General features: G+C 63.3%; 18 protein-coding genes. 5 read left to right on the top strand and 13 right to left on the bottom strand.

Going from position 1 to position 18109, the window contains the following annotated elements:
- Positions 1-13: 13 nt before the first annotated feature.
- On the top strand, positions 14-733 hold the full coding sequence (locus RA26_RS03495; protein ID WP_039179754.1) for an SIMPL domain-containing protein: 720 nt from the start codon (positions 14-16) through the stop codon (positions 731-733).
- 59 nt (positions 734-792) lie between these two features.
- On the opposite strand, the gene RA26_RS03490 is transcribed toward RA26_RS03495, so the two are convergent.
- The 4 genes from RA26_RS03490 to RA26_RS03475 form a co-directional block, all read right to left on the bottom strand.
- Entirely contained in the window at positions 793-2085 is a 1293-nt protein-coding gene (locus RA26_RS03490) for an O-acetylhomoserine aminocarboxypropyltransferase/cysteine synthase family protein (RefSeq protein WP_039179752.1), read from the bottom strand.
- Positions 2086-2278: 193 nt separating this feature from the next.
- Positions 2279-3319 carry an ABC transporter substrate-binding protein gene (locus tag RA26_RS03485; RefSeq protein WP_039179749.1) on the bottom strand — a complete coding sequence of 347 codons (1041 nt, stop codon included), beginning with the start codon at positions 3317-3319 and terminating at the stop codon, positions 2279-2281.
- Entirely contained in the window at positions 3316-4707 is a 1392-nt protein-coding gene (locus tag RA26_RS03480; protein ID WP_039179746.1) for a sensor histidine kinase, read from the bottom strand. The genes RA26_RS03485 and RA26_RS03480 overlap by 4 nt, the downstream gene beginning before the upstream one ends.
- Positions 4700-5371 carry a response regulator transcription factor gene (locus tag RA26_RS03475; protein WP_039179743.1) on the bottom strand — a complete coding sequence of 224 codons (672 nt, stop codon included), beginning with the start codon at positions 5369-5371 and terminating at the stop codon, positions 4700-4702. Before RA26_RS03475 ends, RA26_RS03480 begins: the two co-directional genes overlap by 8 nt.
- Before the next feature lie 156 nt (positions 5372-5527).
- On the opposite strand from RA26_RS03475, the gene RA26_RS03470 reads away from it, so the two are divergent.
- The 3 genes from RA26_RS03470 (at position 5528) to RA26_RS03460 (ending at position 8559) form a co-directional block, all read left to right on the top strand.
- Positions 5528-6505 (top strand): Bug family tripartite tricarboxylate transporter substrate binding protein, encoded by a 978-nt coding sequence (locus RA26_RS03470; protein ID WP_039179740.1) that lies wholly within the window; start codon positions 5528-5530, stop codon positions 6503-6505.
- A 71-nt stretch (positions 6506-6576) separates the two neighbouring features.
- Entirely contained in the window at positions 6577-7008 is a 432-nt protein-coding gene (locus RA26_RS03465; RefSeq protein ID WP_039179738.1) for a tripartite tricarboxylate transporter TctB family protein, read from the top strand.
- 12 nt (positions 7009-7020) lie between these two features.
- Complete coding sequence (locus RA26_RS03460) at positions 7021-8559, top strand: tripartite tricarboxylate transporter permease (RefSeq protein WP_039179735.1); 1539 nt, start codon at positions 7021-7023, stop codon at positions 8557-8559.
- 131 nt (positions 8560-8690) lie between these two features.
- On the opposite strand, the gene RA26_RS03455 is transcribed toward RA26_RS03460, so the two are convergent.
- The 5 genes from RA26_RS03455 to RA26_RS03435 form a co-directional block, all read right to left on the bottom strand.
- Positions 8691-10199 (bottom strand): AMP-binding protein, encoded by a 1509-nt coding sequence (locus RA26_RS03455; RefSeq protein ID WP_039179732.1) that lies wholly within the window; start codon positions 10197-10199, stop codon positions 8691-8693.
- The gene (gene sauS / locus RA26_RS03450) at positions 10196-11617 is read right to left on the bottom strand and encodes an acylating sulfoacetaldehyde dehydrogenase (protein ID WP_039179727.1); all 1422 of its coding nucleotides are present in this window, start codon (positions 11615-11617) and stop codon (positions 10196-10198) included. Before sauS ends, RA26_RS03455 begins: the two co-directional genes overlap by 4 nt.
- A 72-nt stretch (positions 11618-11689) precedes the next feature.
- Positions 11690-12649 carry a Bug family tripartite tricarboxylate transporter substrate binding protein gene (locus RA26_RS03445; protein WP_039179724.1) on the bottom strand — a complete coding sequence of 320 codons (960 nt, stop codon included), beginning with the start codon at positions 12647-12649 and terminating at the stop codon, positions 11690-11692.
- A gap of 41 nt (positions 12650-12690) precedes the next feature.
- Positions 12691-13146: a tripartite tricarboxylate transporter TctB family protein gene (locus RA26_RS03440; protein ID WP_039179720.1), complete on the bottom strand. Its 456-nt coding sequence runs from the start codon at positions 13144-13146 to the stop codon at positions 12691-12693.
- A complete protein-coding gene (locus tag RA26_RS03435; RefSeq protein WP_039179716.1) occupies positions 13143-14654 on the bottom strand; it encodes a tripartite tricarboxylate transporter permease in 1512 nt (503 codons plus the stop codon). The genes RA26_RS03440 and RA26_RS03435 overlap by 4 nt, the downstream gene beginning before the upstream one ends.
- Positions 14655-14768: 114 nt before the next feature.
- On the opposite strand from RA26_RS03435, the gene RA26_RS03430 reads away from it, so the two are divergent.
- The gene (locus tag RA26_RS03430) at positions 14769-15794 is read left to right on the top strand and encodes a LacI family DNA-binding transcriptional regulator (protein ID WP_039179714.1); all 1026 of its coding nucleotides are present in this window, start codon (positions 14769-14771) and stop codon (positions 15792-15794) included.
- 39 nt (positions 15795-15833) lie between these two features.
- Here the strand turns inward: RA26_RS03430 and cobF are convergent, their stop codons facing one another.
- The 4 genes from cobF to RA26_RS22315 form a co-directional block, all read right to left on the bottom strand.
- On the bottom strand, positions 15834-16586 hold the full coding sequence (cobF, locus tag RA26_RS03425; RefSeq protein ID WP_039179710.1) for a precorrin-6A synthase (deacetylating): 753 nt from the start codon (positions 16584-16586) through the stop codon (positions 15834-15836).
- A gap of 74 nt (positions 16587-16660) precedes the next feature.
- Entirely contained in the window at positions 16661-17161 is a 501-nt protein-coding gene (locus tag RA26_RS03420; RefSeq protein ID WP_039179707.1) for a hypothetical protein, read from the bottom strand.
- 61 nt (positions 17162-17222) lie between these two features.
- Entirely contained in the window at positions 17223-17921 is a 699-nt protein-coding gene (locus RA26_RS03415; protein WP_039179702.1) for a CbtA family protein, read from the bottom strand.
- 4 nt (positions 17922-17925) lie between these two features.
- On the bottom strand, positions 17926-18096 hold the full coding sequence (locus RA26_RS22315) for a CbtB domain-containing protein (RefSeq protein ID WP_082015742.1): 171 nt from the start codon (positions 18094-18096) through the stop codon (positions 17926-17928).
- Positions 18097-18109 lie beyond the last annotated feature (13 nt).

Raw genomic sequence — 18109 nt, 5'->3', positions numbered from 1 at the left:
GAGCTTTTTCAGCATGAAGGCAAAGAAACTTCTGGCAGCGGCGCTAATGCTATCGATGAGCGCAAGCGCTCTGGCCGCAAGCGAAACCGTGCCGCCGCGCCAGATTACCGTAAACGGTGAAAGCACCCTGCAGGTGCCGCCTGAACTGGCAACGATCACTCTGGGCGTGACGGAGGAGGCCGAGGAAGCCGCTGCCGCCATGGCTGCAGTCTCACAATCCATGGGGACGGTGATCGCCCGGCTCAAGGAGGGCGGCATCGCCGCCGAGGACATGCAGACCCAGCAGATATCCATGCGCCCTGTCTGGTCGCAGGACCGTTCCTATGACAGTGGCGGGCGGCGCGAAATTACCGGTTTCGAGGCCTCGAACACGCTGATGGTGCGGGTCCGGGATCTGGATGGTCTGGGACCGGTTCTGGACAAGGTTCTGGCTGCAGGGGCGAACCGGTTCCAGGGCTTGAGTTTCGCGGTGTCTGATCCCGCCGCAGTGATTGACCAGATCCGCGGCGAGGCGGTTAAAGATGCCATCCGCAAAGCCCAGCAGCTGGCGGATGCCGCTGGCATGGAACTGGGCCCGGTGCGCTCTATCACAGAGCATGGCGGCGGCGGCGGCCGTCCGATGATGGCCATGGAAATGGCCCGCAGCGACGCGATGCCGATTGAGGCCGGGGAACTGAGTTTTACCCACAATGTCTCAGTTGTGTTCGACATGACTGTGCCGGGTAGCGAGTAACATCAAACGCAGAAAGGCCGGGCTGGGTGCCCGGCCTTTCCTTTAAGGTGGGGCAGGCCTTAGCCGCAGGCTTTGGCCAGTGCCTGATCCAGGTCGCGGATAAGATCGTCCGCATCTTCGATGCCGATGGAGACCCTGACCACATTCGGACCGGCACCTGCTGCTTCCTGCTGCTCCGGGGTCAGTTGCCGGTGCGTGGTTGAGGCCGAGTGGATGATCAGCGAGCGGGTATCGCCGAGGTTGGCCACATGGCTGAAAATCTCCAGCGAATCCACAAGCTTGACGCAGGCCTCATAGCCGCCTTTGACGGCAAAGGTGAACAAGCCGCCGGTGCCCTTGGGATAGCAGGCCTTGGCGCGCTCGTAATAGGGGGAGGAGGGCAGCCCGGCATAGGTCACATAATCGACGCGGCTGTCATTCTCCAGCCACTCGGCCAACTTGCGGGCGTTCTCGCAGTGCCGCTGCATCCTGAGAGACAGGGTTTCGACCCCCATCAGCGTGTAATGCGCGGCTTGCGGGTTCATCGTCATGCCAAGATCGCGCAGGCCGATTGCGATGCCGTGGAAAGTATAGGCCAGCGGCCCGAATGTCTCATGGAACTTGAGGCCGTGATAGGCGGTTTCCGGCTCCGACAGCGACGGGAACTTGTCATTCGCGGACCAGTCGAACTGGCCGCTGTCAATGACACAGCCGCCGGTCACGGTGCCATTGCCGGTGAGGTATTTGGTGGTGGAGTGAACGACCAGAGTTGCACCATGTTCAATGGGTTTGCACAGGTAAGGGGTGGCGGAAGTGTTGTCGACAATCAGCGGAATGCCGGCGCCATCGGTAATGTCAGCAAGCGACCGGATGTCGGTCACATAGCCGCCTGGGTTGGCCACGGATTCGCAGAACACCGCCCGGGTGTTTTCATCGATTGCCGCCTTCACTGCATCCAGGTCGTCGGTGTCGACGAATTTCGCCGACCAGCCGAAGCGCTTGATGGTCTGGCTGAACTGGGTGACGGTGCCGCCGTAAAGACGGGTCGAGGCAACCACGTTGCAGCCCGGGCCCATCAGCGGGAACAGCGCCATGATCTGCGCCGCATGGCCGGAGGAGCAGCAGACTGCGCCGACACCGCCCTCCAGCGTCGCAAGGCGCTCCTGCAGTACTGCAACTGTGGGGTTGGTCAGCCGCGAATAGATGAAGCCGACTTCCTGAAGGTTGAACAATGCGGCCGCGTGTTCGGCATCGCGGAAGACATAGGCGGTGGATTGATAGATCGGTGTCTGCCGTGCGCCGGTGGCCGGGTCCGGCTTGGCGCCGGCGTGAATTTGCAAGGTGTCAAACCCATAAGACGGGGCGTCGGTCATCTGTATGTCTCCCTGAGAGGTCTTCTGTTGCGCGCACCTCAGCATGGCTGCGCGCGGAAGGCAATCGCGCGAATGCCGCAGCGGCAGCGTCCTGTCAGTCACTGGACGTTGAAAATCTTCAGCATCGAGGCGCCAGTGGCGTGGAGTTCAAAGCCCAGCCTGAACTCCGGCGAGTGAAAAGGCCTGAGTCTGCTCAGGGTGTGGCGCCCTGGCCAAAGGTATCGCTCCAGAACTTGAGCAAAAGCGCGCGCCGGTTGGCATCGAGCGCGACCAGCAGGGACGGTGATAGAGGGATGTATCGGCGGGCGCTGGCGGTAAGCCCGGAGCCGGTCTCCTCGATCACGGCGACGAGCCCGGCTTTGACGAGCATCTCTTGCGCCTCGGCGCTCAGCAGAAAATCGAGCAGCTCTGCAGATGCGCCCCGCTGTGCGGCGTGCTTGGGGATCATAAAGGCACGGGACAGAACCAGCGTGTAGTCCTCTGGCAGAATGGTGCCGACCTCCGGTGCGGAGGCGTTGGCAACATAGGATCCCAAGACGTTGTAGGCGATCAGAAACCGGCCCTCCGCAACGCCAGCGATGATTTCGGCGGAACAGCAGGTGGCCACGGCATCGACCCGGGCAAAGCCCTCCATCAGCGCGCCGAAGGTGGTGGCTTCCAAACTGTCGCTGTAGGCGAACAGGTAACCCAGACCGGAGGCGGCTATGTCGTAGGTGGCGATCCTGCCGCGGTAGAGGCCGGGTTTGGCGCGCAGTGCATCCAGCAGGGCAAAGCGGCTGCGCGGCACATCGGCGCCATCAAGCAGCCGCTTGTTGTAGACGATCACTGCCGGTTCGGTGGTGATCCCCCACAGTTCGTCACGCCAGCGTCGCGATGGCGGCAGTACCACTGTTGCGGGCGAGCGGTGCGGTTGCGCACAGGCCGCATTGACCAGCCAGACCATTTGCTGCACGGCCGAGGACAGCACCGCGTCGGCCGGCGGGCTGCCATCCCGGCAATCCGCGCGGCTCCTGGCAAAAAGAGCGTTTGAGCCCCATTGCTCGTAGGTGATTGTGAGATCCGGGTTCAATTCCGCAAAGCGTTCCATGACCGGCTGGATGACACTGTTGTCGGTGGTGGAACGGATCAGGAAAGGCACCGGGCCGCTGCCGTATCGCACGGCCGCCTCCTGCGCGGCGGCGGGAACCGGCAGCAGAGCGGCGATGAGCAACAGCATCTGCCAGGCCCGCATCATGGTTTCTCCTCCGCAGCGGGCAGAACCAGGGCCGCGCGGAAGCCGCTGTCCTCGTTCGCCATCTCTACCCGGCCGCCAAAGGCAGCGGCCACGGAAGCCACGATCGACAGGCCGATGCCGGTGCTGTTCTCCTGGGTGCCGGCGCTGCGGTTGAAGCGGCTGCCGAGCTGTTCCGTAACAGCGGGCGCCGGGCCGGGGCCGGCATCGCGCACCCACAGGATGGCCTCGCGGCCGCGCTGCTCTGCGCCTATGGCGACCGGCGGTGTGCCGTGCCTGAGCGCATTGCCCAGCAGATTTCCGGCCGCCTCGCCAAGGGAAAAGGCATCGGCCAGCACCATCACCGGGTCCTCTCCGATCTCCAGCCGCAGGTCGCTGCCGGGGGCCAGCAATGCGTGGTCATCGCGCTCCATGATCTCCAGTGCGACCTCGCGCAGGTCGACGGGCCGCCGCGGGGCGCTGTCGGTGCGATGCGCCACCAGCGCACGGCTTAGAAGCTGATCCAGCAGCCTGCCCAGCGAGCGGGTGCGCGCCAGCAGCCGCTCCAGGGCGCGGCGGCGGGCGGCTTCGCCGGGTTCGGCCACCGCGGTTTCCGCCTGCACGCGCATTGCGGCCACCGGCGTGCGCAGCTGGTGTGCAGTGTCGGAGATCAGATTGCGCATCGCCTCGACCTGAGTGTCCAACCGCCCCATGAACCGGTTCATGGCGCCCAGCACCACCTGCAGTTCCCGCGGAAGGCGGCCCGTGGCAATTGGTGTCAGGTCATAGGGGTCGCGGCGCGCCAAATCGTCGGTGATGTCCTCCAGCGGGCGCAATGCGGTGCGGATCACCAGCCAGGCCATTGCCATCAGCGCCAGACCTGCGACTGCCATCGGTAGGAGCGCATCCAGCATCAGATCCGATGTCATCGCCTTGCGCGCCCGCAGGGTTTGGCCGACCACAACCTCGACGGGGCCGGAGAAGCTGCGCTCCGCGAAGCGGCGGGTGATCCGGACGAAGCGCGCGGGCTCGCCGTTGAGGGGGGCCTCGAAGTAATCCGGGCCGCCGGATCCGGGGGGCGGCACCTGAACTTCACTTTCGGGATCAACGCCGGTTATGAACGCCTGCCCGGGCCCATGCACCGCATAATAGATGCGGTCGTCAGGAGCCTGTGCCAGCAGCTGGAAAGCCGAAACCGGCAGGTCGGCGGCAGGGACCCCCTCCTGGACCCGGACCGACTCGGCGATATCTCTGGCCGCGCCCAGCAGGATGCGGTCATAGGCCTGACGCGCGGCCTGCTGACCGTTCAGCCAGGCGCTTCCGGACACCAGCACGCCGCCGAGAAGCAGGATCAGCAGAACCGCCCCCAGCACCCGGGCCGCCAGCGTAAGCGGCGGGCGCGGCTCAGCCATTCAGATGCAGCCGGTAGCCGACCCCCCGCTGGGTGCTGATGCTGACATCGCTACCCGCGATCTTCTTGCGTAGGCGGGCGATGTAAAGCTCGATCGCGTTCTCGCCCACATCGGCATCGTCGAAACCATAGAGCGAGTCATAAAGCCGCGTTTTGGACAGGTAGCGGTCCTGATGGCGGATCAGCATATCCAGCAGGGCGGCCTCGCGCCGGGTCAGTTCCAGCAGGCGGCCGTCCAGCCGGGCGCTGCGGTCGCTGGGCGAAAAAGCCAGGCAGCCCAGCACGATCCGCTCATCCTTCCGCTCCATCTGGCGCCGCACCAGCGCCCGCAGCCGCGCTTCCAGTTCACGCTGGTCGAAAGGCTTGCCCAGGTAATCATCCGCCCCCTGATCCAGCGCTGCCACCCGGTCGTCCACCGAGGTCAGCGCGGTCAGCATCAGCACCGGGGCCGGGTCGCCCGCCAGGCGCATCTCGCGCAGCAGCGACAGGCCGGAGCCGTCCGGCAGGTTGATGTCCAGTATCACCGCGTCATAGGCCTGCACCGCCCGGCAGTCGCGGGCGCTTTCGATGTCCGGCGCCAGATCACAGGCAATTCCCGAACGGGCCAGGTGGGCGGTCACCCCCTCGGCCAGATCCTCTGCATCCTCAACCATCAAGACCCGCATTCAATGGCGCTCCGCTTTGCTGAAACCGGCGACAGGTTGGTGACAGCTTCAATGGGTAAACATGTCTAACCCGCAGAAACAGAGCTGCCAAAGCGAATTGTTGCGGGCGATCTCCGGTGCTTGGGAGTGCGCCGGCCACGACCTGAGGAGGAACGCATGAAATTCACTGTCACCCGCGGCCTGTTTGCCGCCGCCGCCCTGTCGCTGTCCGCTTTTGCGGCCCGGGCACAGGAAAACCCCGAATGCATCGCCCCGGCCAACCCGGGCGGCGGCTGGGACTTTACCTGCCGCCAGGTTGGCAAGTCGCTGCAGGATCTGGGACTGATCGACAAGACCATGCAGGTGGTGAATCTGGCTGGTGGCGGCGGCGGTGTGGCCTTTGCCGAGGTGGTCAACAAGCGCGCGGACGACAACAGCCTGATCGTTGCTGCTTCCAGCGCCACTGCAACCCGCCTGGCACAGGGCGCCTATCCGGGCAACAGCATGGACCAGGTGCGCTGGCTGGCGGCCATCGGCGCGGATTACGGCGTGATCGCGGTGTCTGCCGACAGCGGAATCGAAACGCTGCCGCAGTTGTTGGATACCATCAAGGCAGACCCAACCTCGGTCTCCGTCGCGGGCGGTTCTGCGGTGGGCGGCTGGGACCACCTGAAGGTTTTGATCGCGGCAAGTGCCTATGGCATCGAGGACGTGCGCAGCGTCAAATACATCGCCTTTGACGGCGGCGGCGAAGCCGTGACCCAGTTGCTGGCAGGTTCCGTGCAGGCCTTCACCGGCGACATCTCCGAGGCCAAGGGGTTTGTGGATTCAGGTGACATCAAGGTGATTGCAGTGCTGTCGCCGGAACGCCTGCCAGGCGAATTTGCGGACTTCCCGACCGCCAAGGAACAGGGTGTTGATGCAATCGGCGCCAACTGGCGCGGCTTCTATGCGCCTGGCGGCATGTCGGACGAGGCCTATGACGCATGGGTTTCCAAGATCGGTAATCTTTATGCGTCTGACGCGTGGAAAGAGGTAATGGCCGCCAACGGCCTGGCACCGCTGGACCTGCAGGGGGCGGCTTTCCAGGAGTTCGTCAGCGGCTCAGTTGCCCAGATTCAGACGATTTCGAAGGACATCGGGATCATCAAGTAACCTGCCGCGGGGCGGACCGGCACAGCAGCCTGTCAGCCCGCCCCGCCTGAATACCCGAACTGGAGACCGCCATGAGCGATCGTATCTTCGGGGTTTTCGGCATCATCCTTGCCGCCGGCTATGTCTTTGCCGCGCTTGCGATTGAGGAAAGCTTTCTCTCCGATGCCGTCGGCCCCAAGGCCTTTCCCCTGATCATTGCCGCTATCCTCGCCCTGTCGGGTGCCGTGATCGCGCTGCGCCCGGACCCTGAACCGCACTGGCCTGCCTTGGCACGTCTGGCAGAAGTTGCTGCTGCCGTGGTGGTGCTGATCCTCTACGCTGAAATGCTGCCGGTCGCGGGTTTTGTCATTGCTACCGCCTTTGCCGCCGCCTATCTGGCCTGGCGCCTGGGATCGGGACCGCTGGAAACAGCGGCCGTGGGCGCCGGCACTTCCATCGGCATCTATGTCACCTTTCACCTGATCCTCGGCCTGTCGCTGGCCAAGGGTCCGCTTGGCTTCTGAGGAGGGCGCCGCATGGAGCTTCTCGCAAATCTTGGCGACGGCTTTGCCATCGCGCTCAGCTGGCAGAACATCGGCCTCGCGCTGCTGGGCTGTTTCCTGGGCACCATCATGGGGGCGCTGCCGGGGCTGGGGCCGTCGAACGGGGTTGCCATCCTGATCCCGCTGGCCTTTACCCTGGGGCTTGGGGCGACGCCCTCGCTGATCCTGCTGACCAGCGTCTACTATGGCGCCATGTACGGCGGGCGCATCAGCTCGATCCTGCTGAATATTCCCGGGGATGAGCCGGCCATGATGACCTGCTTGGACGGCCATCCGATGGCCAAGAAAGGGATGGCGGGCGAAGCTCTGTCGCTGTCGGGTATCGCGTCCTTTGTCGGCGCCTTCCTGGCCACCTGGGGGCTGATCCTGCTGGCGCCGCAGCTGGTGAAGATCGCCCTTCTGTTCGGCCCGGCGGAATACTTCGCGCTGTTTGCGCTCGCCTTCATGACCTTGGGCGGCGTCTCTTCGACAAATCAGGCAAAGTCGGCCTTTGCCGCAGCGCTGGGCCTGGGCCTGGCGACCATCGGCGTCGATACCCAGACCGGCGTGCCGCGGTTCACCTTTGGTGAGGTGCATCTTTATGACGGGCTGGATTTCCTGGTTGCCATCGTTGGCCTGTTCGCCCTGTCTGAGGTCTTTATCTTCCTGGAGACCCGGCACGGCGGATCCGACGCTGCGGGGCGTAAACTGACCATCGGCAAGCTGTATCCGCCGGTTTCAATGATCCGGCGGACCACCCCGACCATGCTTCGGACGTCCTTTTTAGGCTTCATTGCCGGTGTTCTGCCCGGTGCGGGCGCCTCGCTGGGCTCGTTCATCTCTTATTCAATGGAGAAGAAACTGGTCGACAAGGAAGGCACCTTCGGCACCGGTGATCCGCGTGGCGTGGCAGCACCTGAAGCCGGCAACAACGCAGCTGCCGGCGGCGCGCTGGTGCCGATGCTGGCGCTGGGTGTGCCGGGATCGGGCACAACCGCGGTTCTGCTGGCGGTTCTGCTGGCGCTGAATATCACACCCGGCCCGCTGCTGTTCAGCCAGAACCCGGATGTGGTCTGGGGCCTGATCGCGGCGCTGTTCATTGCCAACTTCATGCTGCTGGCGATGAACATCCCGATGGTTGGCTTGTTCACCCGTGTGCTGATGATACCGTCGCGGATCCTGATGCCGATTGTGGCGATGGTCAGCTTTGTCGGTATCTATGGCATCTCGGGCAGCACCTTCGATCTCCTGGTGATGATCGGTTTCGGGGTGATGGGCTGGGTGCTGCGCAAGCTGGATGTGCCGCTGGTGCCGATCATTCTGGGCACCCTGCTGGGCAATTCGATGGAGAACAACCTGCGCCGCGCTGTGACAATCGACAATGGCAACTGGTGGACGCTGATTGACAGCCCGCTGTCCATCGCACTCTGGGCCATTGCCATTATCGGCTTTGTGCTGCCGCTGATTGTCGGCGCGCGTGTCAAAGCCAAGATGCACCAGCGCCGCGACGAGGAGGGCGCAATCAGCGACTGACCAAACGAAGAGCCATTTCAGAGCACCCTCTGGAATGGCTTCATTTGACTTTTCTGATCGATTAATTGCCCAGTTCGGCCATTGTTCAATGTGCCTGGCCCCGGTTCCGCGACGCTGCCGGAACGCGCAGTTTAGACATGGTGTCGGGCATTTGATAGTGCCGCAAGTATTTTGTTCCGCTGGATTTTTCCTGATGGGCCTTTGGGTAGTTCCTTGAGAAAATGCACCCCGTCAGGTGATTTGAACTTCCCAAGCTGAGCCCGGCAGATTTCGATCAGGTCCAATTCGGTCAGCTCGGAACCGTCGCGTATTTTCACTGCGGCTTCAACTGTTTCGCCATAGCTTTTGCAGGGACGCCCGAAGGCGGCGGCCTCTATCACATCCGGATGGGAGTAGAGGGCTTCGTCGATCTCGCGCGGGGCAATGTTTTCGCCGCCCTTGATGATCAGTTCCTTGAGGCGCCCGGTAACGAACACGTAGCCGTCGCCGTCTATCCGCCCCAGATCCCCAGTGCGCAGCCAGCCGTCCGGGGCAAAGGCGGCTGCCGTAGCCTCCGGGTTGTTCAGGTATTCCAGCATCACGTTGGGACCGCGCACTGCCAGTTCCCCCTCGCGGCCATCAGTGGCAGGCTGAAGCTGGGCATCCAGAGTCGTGACCTCATTGCCAAAGGCGATGCCGGGAGAGCCGATCTTGCGGACACCGGGAGGCAGGGGGTTGGACAGAATCTGCGCAGCAGTTTCTGTCAGACCCATGGTTTCGATGATCGCGATCCCAAAGCGGTCTTCAAATGCGCGCTGCACGTCCGGAGCCAGCGCCGATGAGGCGGAGCGGCCGAAGCGCAGCCGTGCCTTGGTGCTTTCCACGGGATCAAGGTCCGAGTGCAGCAAGTGCGAGATGATGGTGGGCACAACCGAAAACCAGGTGGCCTGCGACCAGCCTGCATGGGCCCAGAATCGGCTGGCGGAGAACCGTTCGCACATCGCAAGCGAGCCGCCGGAGATAAGCGCGCCCATTACCGTCACGCAGAGCCCGTTGATATGGTAGATCGGCAGCACGCAGAGGCCGCGGTCCTGCGGCGTCAGCTCATGCGCCACGGCGGTGGTCCAGCCGCCCGCCAGCAGGCTGGCGTGCGTATGCACCACCCCCTTGGGCTGGCCGGTTGTGCCCGAGGTGTACATCAGCAAAGCGTGGTCACCGGCAGAAAGCGGATGCAGCTCTGCCGGTGACCCGCCGGTTGCTGCCGCCTGGTCCAAAGGAGAGAGAAAAGGCAGGCTGGCAGTCTGCTCGAACAGGTCAATCTGGCTGGCGTGCACAAAGGCAAATCGGGCACAGCTGTGCTCCAGGGCGTAGGACACCGCGCTGTTGCCTGCGACCAGATTGATCATGGTGGCGCGGAAGCCGCCGTAGAGCACCCCGAACAGGCATTCGAGCGCTTCACGCCCGTTGGGATGCAGGATGGCGATGCTTTCGCCCTTGGCGATGCCTTTGTCGGTCAGATAGCGGGCGATGGCGTCTGCCGTCTGGCGCAGCTCGGCCCAGCTGAGATCGGGGCCGCCGTCCGGAAAGACAAAGCCGGTGCCGCCTTCAGCTGCGCGTGTGTCCAGCCAATCGCGAATGGTTCCCTTGGGCGGTTCCATCATTGGCCCGCCTCCGCCCAGTAGCTGCCAAAGACGTCTTCGAGCGCAGGTTCGCGGGAGGGGATTTCGCGCACGATCTTGGTGCTTTGCACGAAGTGGCGCCAGTTGAGGTTGGTATCGATCGAATTGCCGCCCCAACTGCCGCATCCCATCGACAGAGAAAATGGCATGCCATTGGTAAAGGCGCCGCCGGTGGCGAATGTATGGGCCTGATTGACGATCACCCGGCAGGTGGGGAGGTCGCGGCCCATTTGCACCGCGCGTTCGTCCCGTGTGGTATGAATGCCGATGGAGTGGCCAGCGCCCTGATGATCGAGGATGCGGGAAGCGGTGGCTTTGGCATCCGTGAAATCAGCAGCCCGGTAGACAGCCAGAATACGGCTCAGCTTTTCGCCGGACAGCGGGTGGTCCGGGCCGATGCCCTTGGTTTCCACCGCCAGGAAATTGGTGTCAGCCGGCACTTTGTCATCCATGCCAAGCGCGGCCAGCATCTTGTCCGCATCCTGTGCGATGACTTCTCGATTCAGGTGACCGTCCGGCCAGAGCCTGGCGATGATGCCTGCGGCGTCCGCCTCAGGCACCAGCGCGCCGCCTTCCCTGCCGAGCGCTGCAATGAACTGATCGTAGATGGCGTCCACCACCACGACGGAATTCTCCGACGAGCAGGAGGTGGCATTGTCGAAACATTTGGAGGCGGTGATCTTGGCCGCTGCATCGGCCAGGTCCGCGGTTTCGTCCACGATCACGGTCACATTGCCGGCGCCGACTGCTACGGCAGGCGTGCCGCAGGACTGGGCGCGGTGCACATTATTCTGGCTGCCGGTGCAGATCACCCGGTCGGCGGCCTCCATCAGCGCCTGGGTCTTGGCCTTGGAGCCCGGTGCAGGGATCATCTGCACCAGATCGGGGCTGAGGCCCAGCTTGGCAAACTCCGCATGGATATATGAAAGCAGCAGCTCGCAGGAGGCCACGCCTTTTGGGGAGGGGGCCACCACGATGGCATTGCCGCCCTTCAGCGCGTTGATGATGTTGTTGGCAGGCGTCGCCGCCGGGTTGGTCGAGGGGACAACGGCCCCGATCACGCCGATGGGGCGCATGATCTCGGTGATGCCGGTTTCCGGGTCGTCGCTGATGACGCCATGGGTCTGGACGTCCGCGATGTCGCGCAGCAGTCCCAGCGTCTTGCGGTGGTTCTTGGTGATCTTGTCCGGCACATTGCCGAGGCCGGTTGTTTCCACCGCCAGCTCCGCCAAGGCGCGGTTACGGGCGGGTTCCATGATGGCCCAGCCTGCCGCAAGAGCGGCCTTGTCATAAAGCGCCTGGCTTCCCTTGGCTTCAAAACCCCGTTGGGCGGTGCGGGCGCGCACCATGATCTGTTCCACCTCGGCGGTGCCGGAGGCGAGTGCGTCCTGAGCGTTCATGTCTTACCTCGATATCTTGGCCGGGACGCGCGCTGCGGCTGCGCGCGCGCCCCGGAGGAGCTCTGCCTGGGATCAGAGCCCGGCCAGAAGCTCTTTCAGTGTCTGTTCGCGGGCAGCCCACATCTTCTTGACCTCATCGCGGGTCATGATGTGCATGGGCGATCCGCCAGCCTGCATCTTCTTGGCAACGCGGGGGTTGGCGAACATCTCGGGTACCGTTGCCGCCAGTTTGTCTATCACCTCCTGCGGGGTGTCCTTGGGCACCATCACACCGCGGAAGTTGACGGAGGAATTGTCAACGTCCAGCCCTTGTTCCTGCATGGTGGGAACATCCGGCAGAAAGTCAGAGCGCTGCAGGTCGGCAACGCCCAGGATTTTCACGTTACCTGCCTCCTGCGCGCGGAAAGCGTCGGACAGGTTGTTGATGCCGCCCATGACTTCACCGGCGATCACGGCCTTCATTGCAGCTGCGCCGCCGCCCTTGGTCGGGATATAGGCCATCTTCACGCCTGCAGCCTTTTCAATTTGAAGCGCAGCGATGTGGTGGCCAACGAACAGTCCCGCACCGGAGAAGGTCAGCTTGCCCGGGTTTTCTTTGGCATGGGCAACCACATCTGCCATCGAATTGAAGGGGCTGTCGGCGGCGACCACAAAGACCGCCGGGTCGGCACCCCAGTTGGCAATGGGTTCGAAACTCTCAGCGGAATACTGGACACCGCCCTTGATCGACTGGGCGATGAAGTGGGGCACGTTGTAGGCTGCGAGGGTATACCCGTCGGCATCGGCCTGGGTGGCAAACCAGTTCCAGCCGACACGGCCGCCGGCGCCGGGCTTGTTGATGATGGCGATGGGCATTCCCAGCGCATCCTCGTTGCCCGCGGTCATGGTAACGATCCGGGCCTGGAAATCGGTGGCCCCGCCAGCCCCGTAGGACACCATCATCATGATCGGGCGCTCCGGGTAGTCCTCGGCCATGGCAGCGCCTGCCAGACCCATCAGCGCCATCGCAGCGCCTGCAATCAGTTTCTTCATTTTCTTCTCCTCCCTATTGGTATCGGACCGGGTTCAGGCGGTCAGAACAGAATTTCCCGCGGCGTGTAGACGCTCAGCAGCTTGGCAAAGAGGCCGTACATCACCGCCACGAACACCGCGGTGATCAGCGCGCGCCGGATCCAGGTCCTGCCTTCGGAATGCGGCGCGGGATCGTAGAGCGACAGCAGGATGAAAAAGCCGATGGCGGTGGCGGTGTAGAACCCCAGCGCCTTGGCGGCCCAGAAGACATAGACCAGCATCACGGCCAGCCCCGGCACCATGTTCAGGAACATCGTGCGCGTGACGCCGGAGCCGACTTTGCTGAGTCCCATTACCGCTTTGCCGAAGGTCCAGCCTGCCAGCACCACAAACACCGATGCGATCAGGCGCGGGAACAGGAAAGCCTCGGCAGGCTGCTGGGTATAGCTGACCCAGGCGACCCAGATGCCCACTGCGAACACAAGGCCGGAGCCAAGGATGTGCTGAGACCGGTTCATGCCTGCGCCTCCTCTTTGGTGGTGTAACGGCGGCTGCGCAATTCCATCCAGGCCGAATAGGCGATAGAGGCGACGACCACGGCGATCAGGAAGATGTTTAGCCCGCCGGTCAGGAAGTAGGCGGATTTGCCGACGGTGGCGTCGGCGATCATGCCGCCCTGGATGAAGTTCGCCTCGGCAATCGGGCCCAGAATCAGGCCCAGCACCAGCGGCGCGGCGGAAAAGCCGAAACGCTCCAGGAAATACATGCCAATGCCGAGGCAGGCCATGACATAGACGTCTCCCATGGAGCTTTGCACCGAGTAGGCTCCGAAGACCGACAGGGCCAGCACGATGGCAGCCATCACCGATTGCGGCACCTGGGCAACGCGGGCGGCAAGACCGGCGACGTACAGACCGAAGAGGCACATCAGGACCTGGCCCACCAGCATCGAGTTGATGAAGGTCCAGGCCACATCCGGGTGATTGTCGAACAGATCGGAGCCGGGGAAAATGCCGTGGATCAGCAACCCGCCCAACAGCACCGCGGCGGTGGGGCTGCCGGGGATCGACAGCGTCAAGAGCGGCACCAGCGACGGGCCGACCATCGCGTTGTTGGCGGCTTCAGCGGCGATCACGCCTTCGCTGTGGCCCTTGCCGAATTTCTCCTTCTCGGAAGAAAACTTCTTGGTCTGGTCATAGGCCACGAGTCCGGCGATCTGGCCGCCGACGCCGGGGATCAGTCCGATGACGGAGCCGGTGATGGTGCCGATGCCAAGCGCGCGTGGGCGGCGCAGCAGTTCACGGGTGGCGTCGAGGACGGAATGTTTCTGAACCTCGATCACCTCGGCGCCCTCCGTGCGGCGGCCCTTGGCAAACATGGTCAGCACCTGCGGGATGGCAAACAGGCCGATGAGGGCTGCAATGATGTTGATGCCGCCGCCCAGTGACGGGTGGAAGATAAAGCGCTGGGCACCCATGATGTCGTCAAAGCCGATGGTCGCCAGCCACAACCCGATGCAACCCGACAGCAGCCCCTTCACGACAGAGGCCGAATCCAGCGAGCCGATCACGGTGACGCCCAGGATTGCCAGCCAGAACAGGTGCGAGGGGCCGAAAGCCAGCGCCCACTCAGCCAGCAGCGGGGTCAGGAAAATTAGCAGGAGCACGCCGAAGATGCCACCCGCGGCAGAGGCGAGGAAGGACAGCTGCAGCGCCTTGGCGCCCTTGCCCTGCTTGGCCATCTTGTGGCCGTCCAGCGTGGTGGCGATATTGGCGGGCGCGCCGGGTATCTTCAGCAGGATCGCACTCACCGCGCCCCCCGCCACGGTGGAGGTATAGGCCGCCCCCAGGAGGATCAGGCCCTGAACCGCCTCCAGGTGGAAGGTGAAGGGGATCAGCAACGCCACTGCCATCGTCGGGGAAAGTCCCGGGGTCGCTCCCAGGATCAGCCCGCCGATTGTGCCGCCCAGAAGCAGCAGGAATGACAGCGGCGAGAACACGTCTCCGAAGTAATAAATGAACTCCATTCAGGGCCTCCCAACCCGGCTGATCGCGCTTTTGCTTTTGTTGACAAAACAGGTTAGGCCATGAAAATAGTATTGCAAACGTTTTCATAATTCTTGCCGGAGGAAGGGGAGATTATGGCGCCGAAACAAAAGGGTAACGTGGATATCGTGGCCGTGGCGAAAGCTGCAAAAGTGTCGCCCTCCACGGTGTCGCGCACCTTCAACCACCCCGATCTGGTGAGCCCGGCGACTCGCAAGAAGATCAATCGCGCGGTGCAGAAACTGGGCTATGTCAGGAACCGCGCCGCGCAGATGATGCACGGCAAGCGCTCCGGCACTATCGGGCTGGTGGTGCCCACCATCAACCACGCGATTTTTGCCGAGGTGATCCAGGCGTTTTCAGACGCCATCGACCAGGCCGGGTTCACTCTGCTGCTGGCGTCGCACGGCTATGATCTGGACCGCGAATATGAGATGGTGCGTAAGCTGATGGAGCACCGGGTGGACGGTGTGGCGCTGATCGGACTAGAGCATTCGGCGGCCACTTCCCGATTGATTGCACAGCAGGAAACACCTGCGATGGCGATCTGGAACTATGCAGAGGAGTCTGAGCTGCCCTGTGTCGGCGCGGATAACCGGCTGGCCGGCAGAATGGCGGCGGAGCACCTGCTGGAGCTGGGGCACAGGGACATCGGCCTGATCTTTCCCGATACCCGTGGTAATGACCGGGCGCAGTACCGGTTGACGTCGGCTTTGGAGGCGCTGCGGAAAAAGGGTGTGTTTGTCCCGGAACACCGCATGTCTGAGGCCCCTTACAGCGTGGCGCAGGCCAAGCAGGCGGCGATCAGGCTGTTTTCAGAGGACGCCCGGCCGACAGCCCTGTTGTGCGGCAATGACGTGATCGCCCAAGGCGCTCTTTACGGTGCACAAAAATGCGGTCTGCGGGTGCCCGAGGACGTGTCAATCATTGGGATCGGCGACTTCAAGGGATCAGCGGATATCGAACCTGGGCTGACCACCATCCGCATCCCGGCCGAAACCATCGGATCGCTCGCCGGGCAACGGTTTACAGGTTACATCACGTCTGACATGCGCGAGCAGTTCAGGCTGTGCTGCGGGCTGGAACGCGTCGTCCGGGGAACGACAAGTCCTGCTGCCTGACACCATTTCAGCGGCAAACCTGCCTGGTTGCAGTCTGCGTCATGTCCGCCGCAGAAGGTAGATATCCATGATCCACCCGTGCTCAGCCCGTGCCATTGCGCGGGTTTCGATGATCCGCCCGGCCACATCTGCCAGCGGGCCTGCGACGGATATCTGGTTCTCCATGCCTGCATAGGCGGTCCAGAAGATTTCCACGTCTTGCGGGCTGATTGCCTGAAAGGAGCATTCCCCGTCCAGCATGATGACCAGCGTATCTGCGCTGTCCGGCCAGCCGGTTTCACGCAACTGCCGCCCGGTGGTGATGGTGAATGGCGCGCCTATTTCGTTGACGGGGATGGCATGCGCCGCTGTCAGCGCCTGGATCGAGGTGATGCCGGGGATCACGGTCAGTTTGATTTCTGCCAGCCTTTTCAGCCGCTCGGCAATCCGCATGGTGCTGTCGTAAAGCGACGGATCGCCCCAGACCAGGAACCCGGCCTTGCCGCCATCCGGCAGATGGGCGGTGATATTCTGCCACCAGATTTCGGCGATGGCGTCGTGCCAGTCGTCCACCCGCTTGCGGTAGCCCTTGGTCGCCTCGTCCCGAACCGGTAGGGCGAACTCGACTATTCCCGGGCCTTCACCCTTGATTGCGCGCGCGCAGATCTCCCGGCGCAGTCCCGCCAGGTCATCCTTGCCCGCCCCTTTGTTGGGGATCAGGATCACATCCTGAGCGTTCAGCGCGTCGATGGCCTGCAGCGTCATGTGCTGCGGGTTTCCGGTGCCTATGCCGATCAGGGAAAGCTCAATCATGACGGGGCCTTTCAGGTGAAAACACGGCCTTCTATGGGGCCGTGCCATTTGTCTTGCAAGCCGGGATTTACGGCTCAGGAGCCTTCGCCTGCGGCAACGGTAATCTTCGCTTCCACCGGCTGGCCGTCCACCAGCAGTGCGCTGTGGCTGTTGGTGTTGAGCGAGACCTTGACCTCAGCCCCGTCTGGCAGGGCAGGGATATGCATCCAGCTGGCGTAAAGCCGGGCGAGTTTCTCGCCGTTCACATAGACATGCGCGTGGCCTTCACCGTCGACGTCTGCGGCAGAGGCGTTTTGCGGGGCAAAGCGGAAGTTCTGCGGCGTAACGTGCAGGTTCCAGCCGGACATCGGGTCCTTGTGCAACTGGATGGCGACGCCGGGCGCATCCGGGCCCGCTGCCAGGCTGACGGTCTGGGAATGGTCATGAGAAGCCATTTCGCCGTGACCGCCGCCGTGGTGCGCCGGGTCGCCATGGTCGTGGCCGTCAAAGGCGATGCCATTGCCGGCAGCGGTCACAAAGCCGGCACCGCCGCCAAAAATCAGGCCGATGGCAAAAAGAGCAAGAGAACGGGACATGATGTCACCCTCGAAAAAGAAAGCTCCCGCCGGGGCAGGCCCGGCGGGAGGTGTCAGGGGATCAGGCTGCGGCTTCCGCGCGTTTGCCTTCTGCTTGCCAGAAGTAGCCCGCAAAGCTGCCCAGCAGCACCCAGGCGGCCATGCCGACGCCGAAGGCACGGGCGGCAAACAGCGCGCCGATCTCGGTTGGAACCGGGCCAGAGAAGCTCTCAGGCTCAGGGGCGCCAACAATATGCGGGGCCATCAGCAAAAGGGCTGCGATCAGGTGGCTCACCAGATTGCCGCCAAAGGCAATCAGCCACATGGCAACGCCGGCCGAGGCCACAGTGATGGTCCACCAGACCTGGCGCACACCCACATCGGCAGCGGCAACACCCGGCACCTCGGGCGCCAGCGACAGGCCGGGCGCGAAGTGGAAGGTGATGAATCCCGCCAGGCCCCACATCAGGCCGGTGCGTGCGTTGATCTCATGGCCCTGGCGTTCGGCCACGGACATCAGCGCCGCCATTACCAGCGCATAGCCGGTGTAGGTCAGCATGGTGAAGATGATGCTGAGGCCATCGCGCACCGGCTCGGCGAACATGCCGGGCAGGTCGGGATGCGCGGTTACGGGGTCAGCACCAAAATGCACCAGCTCGCCGCCCTCGTAAAGTTCGGCGTGGAGCAGCACGGGCTGCACGAAATACAGCTGCAGCAGGGCGGTAATCAACCCTGCTGCAGCACCAGCGAACAAGCCGCTGGTCAGAATGCGACTGAACATGGCCTTAGTGGCAGGGGAAGCCAGTTGCGTGGCGCACGTCATGCGCGGCGTCGTGCAGGGCAGATGCCTGAACATGGCCGGTCAGCGTGATGATCCCGAAACCCAGAACCACTGCAAACAGTGCCGGAAGAACACTGGTGCCAGCGGCGGAAGCCTTAAGCGTCTTGGTCGTCATTTCTAGTCCTCCT

This window comes from Leisingera sp. ANG-M7, assembly GCF_000813965.1.
In the GTDB taxonomy this organism is placed as follows: domain Bacteria; phylum Pseudomonadota; class Alphaproteobacteria; order Rhodobacterales; family Rhodobacteraceae; genus Leisingera.
Note: the sequence above shows the minus strand (reverse complement) of the source record. Positions and strands in the feature narration are given on the sequence as shown.

What these genes read in the sequence shown, in the direction of transcription:
- RA26_RS03430 (WP_039179714.1), top strand. Translation starts at nt 14,769, where the DNA reads ATGGCGCCGAAACAAAAGGGTAACGTGGATATCGTGGCCGTGGCGAAA.
- RA26_RS03455 (WP_039179732.1), bottom strand. Translation starts at nt 10,199, where the DNA reads ATGATGGAACCGCCCAAGGGAACCATTCGCGATTGGCTGGACACACGC.
- RA26_RS03435 (WP_039179716.1), bottom strand. Translation starts at nt 14,654, where the DNA reads ATGGAGTTCATTTATTACTTCGGAGACGTGTTCTCGCCGCTGTCATTC.
- RA26_RS03485 (WP_039179749.1), bottom strand. Translation starts at nt 3,319, where the DNA reads ATGATGCGGGCCTGGCAGATGCTGTTGCTCATCGCCGCTCTGCTGCCG.
- RA26_RS03460 (WP_039179735.1), top strand. Translation starts at nt 7,021, where the DNA reads ATGGAGCTTCTCGCAAATCTTGGCGACGGCTTTGCCATCGCGCTCAGC.
- sauS (WP_039179727.1), bottom strand. Translation starts at nt 11,617, where the DNA reads ATGAACGCTCAGGACGCACTCGCCTCCGGCACCGCCGAGGTGGAACAG.
- RA26_RS03490 (WP_039179752.1), bottom strand. Translation starts at nt 2,085, where the DNA reads ATGACCGACGCCCCGTCTTATGGGTTTGACACCTTGCAAATTCACGCC.
- RA26_RS22315 (WP_082015742.1), bottom strand. Translation starts at nt 18,096, where the DNA reads ATGACGACCAAGACGCTTAAGGCTTCCGCCGCTGGCACCAGTGTTCTT.
- RA26_RS03420 (WP_039179707.1), bottom strand. Translation starts at nt 17,161, where the DNA reads ATGTCCCGTTCTCTTGCTCTTTTTGCCATCGGCCTGATTTTTGGCGGC.
- RA26_RS03445 (WP_039179724.1), bottom strand. Translation starts at nt 12,649, where the DNA reads ATGAAGAAACTGATTGCAGGCGCTGCGATGGCGCTGATGGGTCTGGCA.
- RA26_RS03475 (WP_039179743.1), bottom strand. Translation starts at nt 5,371, where the DNA reads ATGCGGGTCTTGATGGTTGAGGATGCAGAGGATCTGGCCGAGGGGGTG.
- RA26_RS03415 (WP_039179702.1), bottom strand. Translation starts at nt 17,921, where the DNA reads ATGTTCAGTCGCATTCTGACCAGCGGCTTGTTCGCTGGTGCTGCAGCA.
- RA26_RS03470 (WP_039179740.1), top strand. Translation starts at nt 5,528, where the DNA reads ATGAAATTCACTGTCACCCGCGGCCTGTTTGCCGCCGCCGCCCTGTCG.
- RA26_RS03495 (WP_039179754.1), top strand. Translation starts at nt 14, where the DNA reads ATGAAGGCAAAGAAACTTCTGGCAGCGGCGCTAATGCTATCGATGAGC.
- RA26_RS03480 (WP_039179746.1), bottom strand. Translation starts at nt 4,707, where the DNA reads ATGGCTGAGCCGCGCCCGCCGCTTACGCTGGCGGCCCGGGTGCTGGGG.
- RA26_RS03465 (WP_039179738.1), top strand. Translation starts at nt 6,577, where the DNA reads ATGAGCGATCGTATCTTCGGGGTTTTCGGCATCATCCTTGCCGCCGGC.
- cobF (WP_039179710.1), bottom strand. Translation starts at nt 16,586, where the DNA reads ATGATTGAGCTTTCCCTGATCGGCATAGGCACCGGAAACCCGCAGCAC.
- RA26_RS03440 (WP_039179720.1), bottom strand. Translation starts at nt 13,146, where the DNA reads ATGAACCGGTCTCAGCACATCCTTGGCTCCGGCCTTGTGTTCGCAGTG.